Source organism: Bacillus sp. FSL R5-0709, from assembly GCF_038004785.1.
GTDB lineage: Bacteria > Bacillota > Bacilli > Bacillales > Bacillaceae_G > Bacillus_A > Bacillus_A mycoides.
The window spans coordinates 1,172,792-1,185,740 of record NZ_JBBORT010000001.1; the positions used below are offsets into that span (position 1 = coordinate 1,172,792).

Here is a 12,949-nt window from a genome sequence, read left to right on the forward strand (position 1 = left end):
ATTAGAAGGCAGTTTTACAGTTGATTTTTGTAATTAAAATCCTTTAAATCGTTTTCTATAGTTGAAATAAGAGACAGCGATGACGATAACTCCGAATAAAAGAGGAAAGGCAATAATTTTAGGGAAAGCTTGTAATAGAGAGAGGATATACAAGAAAAAAGAAACAATAACACATAGAAAGATAAGAAAAATATGAGATTTTTTCATAAGGAAACCTCCTAAATTGCTTTTTTTATAGCTTATTCAAGAATGAAAACGTTTAGAATGTGACAAAAATGTGAAATTCGACAAAAGGGGTTGTCATCTGACGTCGAATCTTGTAATATAATAAGCGTGAACGAATTCACATACAAACATATACCCCTTTGTTTGAACGTGAAAATTTCTCCCATCCCCTTTAATATTTTTATAAGCCGTAAAGAAAAAGACCTGGTGTTTACACCAGGTCTTTTTCTGTTGCTATCCATTTCCAATAACGCTCGCACTTCACTTCAATCATTTGTACTTTTCGTTTTAGTTGTAATTTTTTTAGTTCACGCTCTATTTCTTGCTGAGGGCAGTCATATATAAAAGAGATTTCCTTTGAAGAAATAAATTGTGTTGCTTCTAGTAATGCTTCTAAAGGAGGTAATGGTTCTGGCTCAATTTCGCATTTTACCAGTTCTTTTAATAGCTGTACGTATACATCATAGGAATAAATCCCTGTGATTTTAATACCTTCCTCATCTGAATTTGCATGAAAAAATAGGAGGGAAGGTATTTCTGTAATATGCATCTCATTTGTGAATTTTAGGTCGCATTGGAAAGCTTTTTTTGCGCTAACTGAGTGTAGGTCTTTTTTAAATTCCTCTACATCAATGCCACTATCTTTAGCACATGTAAGCAATAATTCACAGTCAGGGTTTGATACATTTTCAAGAAAAATGCATTCTTGGAGTTTTCGCAAAAACTTCGAACCTGCTTTTCGGCCTTGCAACTCCGCCGCCTTAATTGCCATCGAAACTAAATACGGTGTTGACGACGCCTCTTGCATATGTACTTTTCCATCACATGAAAAACCTTGTAAACTTGTTGTCTTTTCCCACACAAATCGAATATTAGCAGGTTTATTCCATTTGTGTGAGGAAGCGTTTGCCCCGTCCACTTTTCCTGTTACTATATGACGAATAGAGAAGTATTTCCCATACTCAAGCCATAGTTTAATAATAAATGGCTCGATATCCCAGCAATCTTTACAAAGTGGATCAATAAATAAATATGCTTCTACAGATTTATGCTCGCATGTGGAAGGAGAAGGCATATTTATATGCTTTGCTTCCTGCTTATCCATTACACTTCACCTGTTTCATTTGGAGTATTGACCATATGTTGAGCAGTTAATGCTAAACGTTCAAAAACAAACTCTCTTATATGACCGTGCACTCCTGTATCATCCATTGCTTGCTCCATACATGACAGCCAAGCTTCTGCGCGTTTTGGAGTAATCTCAAACGGAAGATGGCGTGCTCTTAGCATAGGATGCCCATGTTCTTCAGTGTATAAATTAGGACCACCTAAATATTGTGTTAAAAATTGTTTCTGCTTCCTAGCAGTTTCTGTTAAATCATCCGGGAAGATCGGAGATAAGTCAGGGTGTTCACTGACATAGGAATAAAATGTATCCACTAATGTTGCAATGCATTGTTCACCGCCGATTGCTTCAAATGGTGTCATCGGTTGCTTGCTCATCCTTTATAAACCCCTTTTTCCATGAAATGTATATCTATTGTAGCAATGGAATGTTATGAAGAGCAACTAAACAGCCTTCATAACATTCTTTGCTTATTCTATATGTTGCTAATAAATCTTTTGCTTTTCAAAAAGGTGAAATGTAGCCGTAAGTACAGCTCTTCTTCACTGATGGAAATTTTACTTTAGCGCTCTTCGTTTTGTTTGGCAAGGAAAAAGCGTTTTACTTTGTTGTTTGTATGACGAACTGGTACGTTATGTTGCTTTAATAACCTTATAAATGCTGCTTTACCGGTCTTTTCATCTTGCACTTCGTATTCAATTTCATAATCATCGTGATTGTAATAGAAACTATGATCAAAGACAAGCGTTCCGCCTTCAAATAATATTTCAGCTCTTTCTGTTGTTAAACTACCCATATAAGTTAAAGAGGAAACGGGAATTTGTAATTTGTGTAGCTGATCCATTACAGTTCCTTGAATGATTGTGTTTGTTTCCATCATAAGTTGTGCTTCTTTTTCTGTTACAGACTGATGAGTTTCTAATAAACCAATTTCAGCAGGTTGTTTTAATGTTAATGTATAAGTTCCATCTTTATGACGAATACGAAGTGCAGAGCCCGTATCTTTTAAAGAGAAGTGAGGCGTTTCAAAGTAGTGATTTACTTGTTTTGTAAATGCTTCAATAGAAAAAGATTTGCATAATGTTTGGAATTCTTCCTCTGTAACCATATTTTTAAATTCAATTTCAATTTCTTGTGTCATTGTATGCGCTCCTTTTGAAAAATAATTCTTTCCACATTATCGCTTTTTCGCAAATTTGGTTCAATGTTTTATTTGTTTGCGTCCATGTTATGATACAATAATACTGTTAAGTAAGACAGGAAGTTGAGATGGAGGAGTTCGAGTATGCAAAATAAAATTCAAGTTAAGAGCGTAGAAACGAGAGAGAATGCGCTTATTTTTTGTGCGGAAAATACTGAAATAGAGGTAAAGGAGTTAAGTGCGCGTAATCACGTACTTGTAGACTCAGACAATTTATCATTTTTATATATCTTAGAAAATGAATCATCTTTCATTTATGTAAGTATTCCGCATACATGCTGGGAAGCAATGCATGAAGCGATGAATAAAGATACAGCGATGTTTATTCGCGTGAATGATGTTGAAATAGAATTAGAAGGATTAAAAGAAGAAGTAGAATATTTAGTTGAAAATATTGAAGGTAATGCAAATTATGGAGAAGAACTAGTAACTGCTGTAGAAAAAGTGTTTCTATAAGCAAATGGATTGATTTTGGTGGTGGTTGAAATGAATCGTAATTGGGAAGAATTTTTAGCACCGTATCACCAAGCGGTGGCGGAGCTGAAAGTGAAACTAAAAGGAATGCGTACTCAATTTGCAATGTTAACGGAGCATTCTCCAATTGAGTTTGTAACAGGAAGGGTAAAGTCGGTTGCAAGTATTATTGATAAAGCGGAGAAGAGAAATGTACCGCTAGACCGAATTAGAGAAGATATGCAGGACATCGCGGGCCTTCGAATGATGTGTCAATTCGTAGATGAGATTAAGCCTGTTGTAGAATATCTTCGAAAACGAAATGATTTTGACATTGTAGAAGAACGTGATTATGTAACGCAAAAGAAAGATAGCGGCTATCGCTCTTACCACGTTGTCATTAGTTATCCTGTTCAAACGATACAGGGGGAGAAAAAAGTGTTAGTTGAAATTCAAATTCGCACGTTAGCAATGAATTTTTGGGCAACGATTGAGCATTCTTTAAATTACAAATATAGTGGACGTTTTCCTGAAGATATTAAAATACGCTTACAACGTGCAGCGGAAGCGGCGTTTTTATTAGATGAAGAAATGTCTTCCATTCGTCTTGAAATTCAAGAAGCGCAAAAGGTCTTTTCACGAAAGCAGGAAACGAAAGATTCTGAATCATAAACTAAAGGGTGTTGGGCGATGAAATTTACAATTATGTCAAAGGGAGATCAATCATCAGATACACTAGCAAGTACGATGAAAGAATACTTGTTAGATTTTGGGTTTACAATGGATGAAAAGGAACCTGATATTGTAATTTCTGTTGGGGGAGATGGAACGCTTTTATATGCATTCCATCGTTACTATAATCGATTAGATGAAACCGCATTTGTTGGTGTACATACAGGGCATTTAGGTTTCTATGCAGATTGGTTACCGACGGAAGTAGAGAAGTTGGTGATTGCAATCGCTAAAACACCGTTCCAAGTGGTGGAATATCCACTTTTAGAAGTGATTATTCGCTATGTGAATGGTAGTAAAGAGTCGCAGTATTTGGCGATGAATGAAGCGACTGTAAAAAGTGCAGAAGGTACATTAGTAACAGAAGTGGAAATACGCGGAGAGTATTTCGAAACGTTTCGCGGAGATGGTCTTTGTATTTCTACTCCTTCAGGAAGTACCGCGTATAATAAGGCGCTTGGCGGAGCAATTATTCACCCTTCTATTGAAGCGATTCAAATTGCAGAAATGGCATCTATCAACAATCGTGTATTTCGTACGGTAGGTTCGCCGCTCGTACTGCCGAAGCATCATACATGCGTTTTAAAGCCGGCTGCAGGAATGAACATGCAAATTACCGTGGATCATTTGACGATGGTTCATCAAGATGTGAAATCAATTCAGTATCGCGTTGCAAACGAGAAAGTACGATTTGTTCGTTTCCGTCCGTTCCCATTCTGGAAACGTGTTCGTGACTCGTTTGTTGCAGATAAATAGAGAGGGTTTATATATTTGAACAGATTTACATTGAAATGGGATATAGGGCTGGCTGAAGAGGGAACTTTAGTTAGAGAATTTTTGAAAACAAAAGGGATTTCGAAAGCTGCTTTAACGGATATAAAGTTCCGCGGGGGAGCAATTGAAGTAAACGGTCAACACACAAGTGTTCGTCACAAGTTACAAGCTGGTGAAGAGTTACAAATCTTTTTTCCAGTGGAGGAAAGAAGTGAAGGGATGGAAGTGGAAGATATCCCTTTATGTATCGTATATGAAGATGAAGCGGTTCTTGTTATAAATAAAGAAGCAAATATGTCGACGATTCCGTCTAGGGAGCACCCGTCAGGAAGTATTGCAAACGCTCTTTTATATCATTATGATAAACAAAATCTTGCAAGTACGGTGCACATTGTGACGAGGTTAGACCGTGATACTTCAGGGCTTATGTTAATTGCGAAAAATAGATTCGTTCACCACCTTTTATCGAAGCAGCATCAACAAAAAGGGGTGAAACGAACGTATGAGGCAATCGTTCATGGGACTATTTTAGAAGAAGTAGGAACGATTGACGCGCCAATCGGACGAAAAGCGGATAGTATTATCGAGCGAACTGTCTGTGAAGATGGTCAAAGAGCTGTTACTCATTTTAGAGTGATGGAGAGTTCTTCCGATAAGACGCATGTAGCGCTTGAGCTCGAGACGGGAAGAACACATCAAATTCGTGTACATATGGCATATATAGGAAATCCGCTACTTGGGGATGATCTATACGGTGGCCGAAGAGATGTGATAAAACGTCAAGCGCTGCATAGTACATCTTTGACGTTTTATCATCCTATTTTAGAAAAGGGAATGACTTTTACCGTAAGTATCCCAGAGGATATGCAATACGCTTTACATAACAATTAAAAGGGAACAAAATTCTTATCATAAAAAGAATTTTGTTCCCTTTTTTTAGCGAAATAATATTAAAATTTGATTTTCACCAGTACGTTTTATAACGAAAAAGCCACTTTCAGCTTTCGTGGCAATGCCGTCATCATTCGGACGACAATATCCGTGTGTTTCGCAAGTGCCGTCATCACGTACTAACATTTGTCCAATTAATCCGACAGGAAGCCACTCAGTACGGTCTCTTCTTGATATATACTTACAAGCTGGATCCCATTCTGTATTTAAAAGAGGTCGTATTTCTTGCGTATCCGTACGCGTATATTGACGTTTTCCGAAGCTATCTGTTTTATAGCGTTTTTGCCAACTTAAAGCACCGCTATTTCCTATGAGAGCAGGCGTAGCGCTGGATATGCCTAATATGAATGTATCATTTGAAGTAGCTTTTCGAATTTTTTCTTCGCTACTAAATGTAATGAAATAGCCGATATCAATAGGGCTATGATCTGCTGCCTCAAACATTTGTGCAAAATCAGTACCACCTGCATTGTAAGAAGCACCATCGATATACATTTCTCCGTTATGGGCAAGCCATTTGGCACCTATATTATAATCAGTGTCATTTGTCCCATTTGCGATAAACCAGGAATAAGCTTCTTCTGCTGTACCAAATTTCCCCATAATATGGCTGCCTGCAAAATTAGCTGTTGATGTATGATTTCCTTCCGCATGAGATGAGAATCCGTTAGCGATAGTTGCGGTTCCTTCTGCATGTGCTGCTTCGCCCAAAGCAATTGCATGTTTTCCTTCTGCATGAGAATAAGAGCCGCCTGCTGTCGTTTCACTTCCTTCGCTATGCGAACTATGTCCAGTTGCCTTTGTTTTTGTGCCTTCTGCATGAGAAAAGGGACCCGTTGCATGTGTAAGAAGCCCTTCTGCATGTGAAGCGATTCCATCAGCTTTAGATTGAAGTCCTTCTTTATATGCGTGACGAGCTCCTTTGTTATTTTCTTTTTTTATAGGTGTAGGTACAGGAGCCTGAATAGGGGCGGATCTTTCTATTTGTACATCGTTGCCCGAGATTAATGCTTCTTTTATTTTTTTTACTTGATTTATAATAGTAGCTGGAATTTCTGGTTGTACTTTTTCCTTTATTGCTGCAGGAATGTTTTCTTCTATATTTTTTTGTATCTTTTCCGAATTAAGCACAGGTTCATCATTATTAGAAGCGAGCTTCTTTTTTTGTTTTGCTTTTATTTTCCTGCTATCTATAATTCGCCTCATAACAGCATTTTCTAAAGAGATATATTTTTCTCTCGGTTTGCTTTTTTTTGATGACTCTTGTTCTTCTATTTCTTCTATAGCTGCCGCTCGAATACTGCACCAGTTGTTAATTCCATACATGGGATGGTATAAAGGGTGGAATTTTCTTTTTTGTTTAGAAGATTTTTTCTTCATTCCGTCACCTCCTGCGACAGTATATGCCGTGCAATTAAAAAAAGATGCACTTTATTGCATCTTTTTTTAATTGCTTTATCTAGTTTTAGTGAGGAATATGTCTAGAAAACACCATGATCCTCTGCAAATCGTGAATTGTATTAAGTAGAGGTATTTATCCCGATTGGTGCGGGCTAATAATCAGTGGGGGATGAACAAAACCCCCACTGATTAAAGTTTCACTTTATGAAATTGGGCGGAACTTTTCAGGGACAAAAGGTAGGGAAGAAGGGACAGAAACGGTCTCCAACTCAGGGTAACGTAGTCCAGTTAGTTTACCACCAAATACAGCACCAGTATCAATATTGACTGTATGATTCACAAAGCGAGGTTCATTGACAGGTGTATGTCCATAAACAATCCATGTTTCACCCTTATACTCTTTCGCCCAATCTTGGCGGACAGGTGAGCCGTCAGGGTGTTTTTCGCCTGTAATATCACCATATAATACAAAGGTTTCTACTTTTTTATCTTGTCTTCCTATGTAATCTTGCCGAATACCAGCGTGACAGACGGTTAATTTTTTTTCATCCAGTATGTGATATAGCGGTGATTGTTCGTAAAGAGTAATGAATTTTTCTTTTATTATTTGTTGCTTATTAGAAGGCAATGCTTCATATTCTGCAACAGTTGTTTCGAGCCCATGGGCGATTGTAACATTACGTCCAAGGAAGAAACGATACAGTTTATTACAGTGATTCCCTGGAGCATAATAAGCATCTTTTCTATTTATTACGAGCTCCCATACAATTTCAATCATCCGTAATGAATGAGGACCTCGGTCTGTAATATCACCAACGAATGCAAGCCTTCGTTTTGCGTTATGAATTGGGATACCACTATCCCAGCTATACCCTAGTTTCGTTGTTAAATCTTGAAACTCTTGGAAGCATCCGTGAATATCACCTATAATGTCATATTTCATATTTAAACCTCCAGCTCATTTTTTCATTAGTATATCTAAAATGGACATAGAAAAAAACCATACCGTTTTTCGATATGGTTCATTTAAACATAAAGATTTTAGTTCTTGAGCGTACGTTTAAAATAAATCCAATAGCAACCATATATGTGAGCAGTGAACTCCCGCCGTAGCTCATAAGCGGTAACGTTATTCCTGTAATAGGGAGTAAACCAATTGTCATCCCAATATTTTGGAATACTTGGAACGTAAACATTCCAATTGTACCAGCGCAAATATAACTACCGAAAGGTTCATTGCTTTCTAAAGCGATATGGATCATTCGGTAAATGAGTAAGAAAAAAAATGAAATAATAACACTTGCTCCTAAAAAACCGAATTGTTCAGCGATATTTGTAAAAATAAAATCTGTATGTGGCTCTGGAAAATATACTTGTCTATTTTCCCATCCTTTTCCTTGCATCTCTCCTGATCCAGTAGCTAAAAATGCTTGTCTTAATTGATATCCTTGTGCGTCATATTCATAAGGTGCAAGCCAACCATAGAAGCGATTTAATTGATATTCTTTTAGAATGTGCTCTTTAAAGAACTCTGTATGCGTGAAATAAATATATGTTAAGGTAGAGCCTATGGCGAAAATACCGGAGGTTAATCCGAGGATAAAGCGCCAACGTATACCAGAAACTAAAACCATTGTTGCAAGCATCGCTGAAATGACCATTGTGTTTCCTAAATCAGGTTCTTTTGCGATTAGAAGTAGTGGAGGTAAACTAGCTGCAAATATTTTTAAAAGTAAAATGAAATCTTCACGAGTTGTCCGAAAAAGGTATTTTTCATTATGATTCGCTATAATTCGTCCAACGACGATAATCAAAAATAATTTCATAATTTCAGAAGGCTGAAAGTTTCCGATGCCTGGAAGTCTGTACCATGCGGTAGCCCCTTTAATTGTAACGGCGCCAGGAACTTGAAGTTCTAGGCCAATTAGAAGTATGAGTGCAAAGCTATATAAATACCAAGCAATTTGTTTATAGCGATCGAAATCAATAACCATAATAACACCAATGGCGATAAATCCAATGGCATACCATTGGATTTGTTTTAATACAAAATTTACGTTTTGTAAAAATGGTGGTAAAGAAGCTTGTGCACTTGCGATAGCAAAGCAGCTAACAATCCCAATGGCAAATAAAATGAATATTAATATGTAGTCTATTTGATATTGAGTGTTCGGATCTTTCACTGTATGAATTCCTTTCTACTGCTCTCTATATTAGTGGGTTTTAGTTGGTGCATCACATAGTTTAAAAAGAATGTATGAACTATACGCATTATTCACGTAAAGCTCACACATTTTATTTTCGCAGAATAGACTAATGATGTAGCTCTTTTATAATTATGTCCAAACAATGGGAAAGACGTACATGTGCATCTGGAATGAGGTTTGGTAGCTGGCTATAATATTCTAAGGAACCTTTACACCATTTATAAGCGCTAATTAGACCTAGTCTATAATCTGTATTATCTTGTAAAAATCCGTATTCTTTTGAAGTTATAACGAGGTGCGTAAAATCCTCAGATCCTTCAAGGAGCTTGCTGTGTATTTGTTGCCCAGTATGGTAGCGAAATTGGCTTAAAGGTTCGGATATGTATACTGCGTCTCCTTTAGAAAGTAAGGAAATCCATGATGCCATATCGACACTACAAGAATAGTGCCTTCCTTTTAGCGTGCCGAAAGGTTCAGTGAGTAACTGTTTTCTAAACAGAATAGTTGTAGGCTCACCGATAATGTTATGTCCACCTTTTAACATCCAGTCGCCTAAAAATATTCCATTTAATTGAATGTCTTCGCTATATAATCTTTGTGTTGGATGAGCATCTCCAATTAAATTCCCGTGATCATCAATACGTACTCGATAAGAAGTTATAAGAACGAGATTTTTATTTGTGTCTTGCTCAAAATAAGCCATCATTTTTTGTATTTTATGATTATAAAACACATCATCGTCCATTAAAAAATTTATATACTCCCCATTAGATTTCTCTAAGAGCATAAGATCGTTATGAAATTGTCCTAAAGTAGTGGTATTTCGAATGTATGTTATGTTTTTATAATTAGGTAAATACTGTTCATTTATTAAGATTTCTGTTTCATCATTTGTACTATCGTCTCCTATAATAATTTCAATGTTTGGATAAGTTTGTGCCAATGCACTTTCTAGAGCAATTTTGAAATAATGTGGTCGATTATAAGTGGGAATAAGGATGGAAACGAGAGGTGACTTTTTTTTATTATTCATACGAAACTACCTTTCAGAAGCTTTTTTTGTAAGAACGATATCTTGATAACTTGTATATTCATTTCTGCCGCACCATAAACCATAATGCGGTTTATTAATTACCTCTAAGCCATGTTTATTTAATAAGGTGCGGATATCTTCTTCAGGATAGGCAACTGCGAAATTAGGAATATCTTTATTCACAACATAACAATTTTCAATTTGATGATAAAAACCTAATGTACTTAGCCCAGAATTTAAGTAATAGGATGATTCAGGGTTAATGAGAAAGAAGGTAATAAAACATCTCCCATCTTTTTTTAGAACACGTACAATCTCAGATACGTAATGTTCTAATTCTTTCGGAAGGAGATGGGTAAATACAGAAGTTAAAAAAATAAAATCGAATGAATCGTCTTCATATGGAAATTTGTATTGAGAAGCATCTTCTTTTCCTTCTGGGTTGTAGAATTGATTATATATATCAACGTGTTCAAAATGGAAATTGCTACGGGCAGTTGAAATATTATTTTTGCACCATGTAATGCCATCTTTAAATAAATCAAATCCATAATAAGCTCCATCATCACCTAAGTAATTCATTAATGGAACCGCCATTCGACCGACACCACAACCTACATCTAACACTGTTTCATTGGATTTTAAACTACCAATTTGAATAAAATGCTTTATGAATTCTTTTCCAACCTTTTGAAAGTCGCCACCTACATATTGGACGAGTTCGGGAGGTGGGATTAATGCGATTTTTTTTTCAAGCTCGCTCATAATTTCACTCCTTCCTTGTAGTAAATAGGGAACCAACATTTTTAACATGCAGCTAACATTTTATAGTGGGAGGGGAAACGATATTAGAACTGTTGCGATATGTAAAAAGCTCCCTAGAACAACTGGAAATAGTAATGGGAGCTTTTGTTTTTATTTATCATGCTATTGGCGAAGGCTAATAATTAGTGTGAGATGGAGAAACCCTAACTGAATAAAGTTTCGCCCTATTCTTTTCGCCAATAAACCCCGAATACATCAATTTTAGTAATAGGAGCTTTTAAGTTTCTTTGATTTCTAAAGTCTGTCACGGCCTCTGCGCAAGCTGGTAGTCCATAGTCATCAATAATAATATAGCCACCCTTAGAAACTTTATCGTATAAGTTCACGAGACCATCCATTGTGGATTCATACATATCACCGTCAAGGCGTGCAATTGCGATTTTTTCTATTGGTGCTGTTGGTAAAGTATCTTTAAACCAGCCTTTTAAAAATTTTACTTGATCATTTAATAAATCATATTTTCTAAAATTCTCTTGTACTTGTTCTAAAGAAACGCGTAAGTAATCGAAAGAGTGTAAATAATCTCCGTAATCTTTCGGATAGTGTTCTAAATTCGGTGTTGGCAAACCTTCAAATGAATCTGCAACCCACACATTACGATCAGTAATGTTATTTGCCTGTAAAAAACCATTCATAAAAATGCACGATCCCCCGCGCCATACACCTGTTTCAATAAAATCACCTTCTATATTTTCACGGACAACTGTTTCTAGTGCTTCATGTAATTGATTCATTCGTTCCCGGCCGATCATACTGTGTGCTGCTCTTGGCCAATCCATCCCATCTTGACGTTCACTTTTTAAAACATCTGGTTTCACAATTTTCAAGTTATGGTTTTCAGCATATTGCTTAATGAATAAAGGAAGTGGTACGGTAACTGGTTCATATGGAAGTTCCTTAGAAATATGTAATGAAGCAGGTAAGTATGGCTCATACTCTAGCCATATTTCAAATAAAATTGTTTTCTTTAACAACTCGAGATAAAGCTGAACAGCAAATTTATTTTCCATATTTGTGCCTCCTGCAAAATGTCATACAACAATATGATTATGTAGATAGTGAAAGTTTCATGCTTGAATTCATAATTGAAAAAGCAGTAAAACTGATATCAGTTTTACTGCTAAGTAAAAAAATTAAGCGATTTTTTCAATAATAATGGATGCACTTGTACCAAGAGCTAGAGATAATCCAAGTCCTGTAACGACAGCTTCAACCATTGATGGCGTTATTGTAATTTGTGTAATTGCCTGGATAACGAGAGGCGCTCCAAGTGAGATTAAACTTGTTCCAGCGCCAGGTATATTAACGCCGTTCACTTGAATTGCAAGGCTACCTAATATACTTACTGCTGCAGTATATGCGATAACAGTAATTTTATAGAATCCAGTTTCACTTATGATGAAAGTATCAGCGTCTAATTGAGAAATTGCTGTACCAAACTGAGATCCAACCGTGTTAAACGGTACAGGATCATTAATTCCAAGAGCTAAAGAAACTGTAGCAGAGTTAAATGCATACAATCCTGCTGGAAGTCCTAATCCAGATGGCCCAGTCGGCCCAGTCGGCCCAGTCGGTCCAGTAGGTCCAGTCGCACCAGTGTCTCCAGTCGGCCCGGTAGGTCCAGTTGCGCCAGTGTCTCCAGTCGGCCCAGTAGGTCCAGTTGCGCCAGTGTCTCCAGTCGGCCCAGTCGGTCCAGTTGCACCAGTGTCTCCAGTCGGCCCGGTAGGTCCAGTTGCGCCAGTTGTACCAGTGTCTCCAGTCGGCCCAGTCGGCCCAGTCGGCCCAGTCGGCCCAGTCGGCCCAGTCGGCCCAGTCGGCCCAGTCGGTCCAGTCGGCCCAGTAGGTACGGTAGGTCCAGTCGGTCCAGTCGGCCCAGTAGGTCCAGTCGGCCCGGTTGGAAGTGTAAACGGTGGTATTGGTGGTAAAGTTGGACCTACAAGATTAGGATCAAATGCACTAGCTGATAAGAATTCATCAGGATTTAAGCCATCTGAATAATTATTATTTGACATAAATTCACC

15 protein-coding genes are annotated in these 12,949 nt (G+C 37.2%); 4 read left to right on the forward strand and 11 right to left on the reverse strand.

Annotated features, from left to right (window positions below):
* Positions 1-33 precede the first annotated feature (33 nt).
* The 4 genes from MKX37_RS05990 to MKX37_RS06005 all read right to left on the reverse strand — a co-directional run bounded on the left by MKX37_RS05990 (position 34) and on the right by MKX37_RS06005 (position 2,492).
* The gene (locus MKX37_RS05990) at positions 34-207 is read right to left on the reverse strand and encodes a hypothetical protein (protein ID WP_000748141.1); all 174 of its coding nucleotides are present in this window, start codon (positions 205-207) and stop codon (positions 34-36) included.
* A 229-nt stretch (positions 208-436) separates the two neighbouring features.
* Complete coding sequence (locus MKX37_RS05995) at positions 437-1,330, reverse strand: ClpXP adapter SpxH family protein (RefSeq protein ID WP_078422202.1); 894 nt, start codon at positions 1,328-1,330, stop codon at positions 437-439.
* Positions 1,330-1,728: a globin domain-containing protein gene (locus tag MKX37_RS06000; RefSeq protein WP_000043388.1), complete on the reverse strand. Its 399-nt coding sequence runs from the start codon at positions 1,726-1,728 to the stop codon at positions 1,330-1,332. Before MKX37_RS06000 ends, MKX37_RS05995 begins: the two co-directional genes overlap by 1 nt.
* A gap of 185 nt (positions 1,729-1,913) precedes the next feature.
* Positions 1,914-2,492 (reverse strand): CYTH domain-containing protein, encoded by a 579-nt coding sequence (locus tag MKX37_RS06005; protein WP_002064261.1) that lies wholly within the window; start codon positions 2,490-2,492, stop codon positions 1,914-1,916.
* A gap of 144 nt (positions 2,493-2,636) precedes the next feature.
* Between MKX37_RS06005 and MKX37_RS06010 the strand changes: the two genes are divergently transcribed.
* The 4 genes from MKX37_RS06010 to MKX37_RS06025 are packed head-to-tail and all read left to right on the forward strand — an operon-like array spanning position 2,637 to position 5,402.
* Positions 2,637-3,008, forward strand: a complete 372-nt coding sequence (locus tag MKX37_RS06010; RefSeq protein WP_002011362.1) for a UPF0738 family protein — start codon at positions 2,637-2,639, stop codon at positions 3,006-3,008.
* 30 nt (positions 3,009-3,038) lie between these two features.
* On the forward strand, positions 3,039-3,677 hold the full coding sequence (locus MKX37_RS06015) for a GTP pyrophosphokinase (RefSeq protein WP_002125951.1): 639 nt from the start codon (positions 3,039-3,041) through the stop codon (positions 3,675-3,677).
* 18 nt (positions 3,678-3,695) lie between these two features.
* Complete coding sequence (locus tag MKX37_RS06020) at positions 3,696-4,493, forward strand: NAD kinase (protein WP_002011365.1); 798 nt, start codon at positions 3,696-3,698, stop codon at positions 4,491-4,493.
* A gap of 15 nt (positions 4,494-4,508) precedes the next feature.
* On the forward strand, positions 4,509-5,402 hold the full coding sequence (locus MKX37_RS06025) for an RluA family pseudouridine synthase (protein ID WP_078422201.1): 894 nt from the start codon (positions 4,509-4,511) through the stop codon (positions 5,400-5,402).
* 45 nt (positions 5,403-5,447) lie between these two features.
* Here the strand turns inward: MKX37_RS06025 and MKX37_RS06030 are convergent, their stop codons facing one another.
* The 7 genes from MKX37_RS06030 to MKX37_RS06060 form a co-directional block, all read right to left on the reverse strand.
* Positions 5,448-6,842, reverse strand: a complete 1,395-nt coding sequence (locus tag MKX37_RS06030; protein WP_078422200.1) for a peptidase G2 autoproteolytic cleavage domain-containing protein — start codon at positions 6,840-6,842, stop codon at positions 5,448-5,450.
* Between the two features lie 223 nt (positions 6,843-7,065).
* A complete protein-coding gene (gene prpE / locus MKX37_RS06035) occupies positions 7,066-7,806 on the reverse strand; it encodes a bis(5'-nucleosyl)-tetraphosphatase PrpE (RefSeq protein WP_002125956.1) in 741 nt (246 codons plus the stop codon).
* Between the two features lie 79 nt (positions 7,807-7,885).
* A complete protein-coding gene (locus MKX37_RS06040; protein WP_002030401.1) occupies positions 7,886-9,046 on the reverse strand; it encodes an FtsW/RodA/SpoVE family cell cycle protein in 1,161 nt (386 codons plus the stop codon).
* 130 nt (positions 9,047-9,176) lie between these two features.
* A complete protein-coding gene (locus tag MKX37_RS06045) occupies positions 9,177-10,103 on the reverse strand; it encodes a glycosyltransferase family 2 protein (protein WP_002011371.1) in 927 nt (308 codons plus the stop codon).
* A gap of 6 nt (positions 10,104-10,109) precedes the next feature.
* Positions 10,110-10,868, reverse strand: a complete 759-nt coding sequence (locus MKX37_RS06050) for a class I SAM-dependent methyltransferase (protein ID WP_002030399.1) — start codon at positions 10,866-10,868, stop codon at positions 10,110-10,112.
* Between the two features lie 224 nt (positions 10,869-11,092).
* Positions 11,093-11,938: a TylF/MycF family methyltransferase gene (locus MKX37_RS06055; RefSeq protein WP_002186420.1), complete on the reverse strand. Its 846-nt coding sequence runs from the start codon at positions 11,936-11,938 to the stop codon at positions 11,093-11,095.
* Between the two features lie 123 nt (positions 11,939-12,061).
* A complete protein-coding gene (locus MKX37_RS06060; RefSeq protein WP_078422199.1) occupies positions 12,062-12,940 on the reverse strand; it encodes a BclA C-terminal domain-containing protein in 879 nt (292 codons plus the stop codon).
* Positions 12,941-12,949 lie beyond the last annotated feature (9 nt).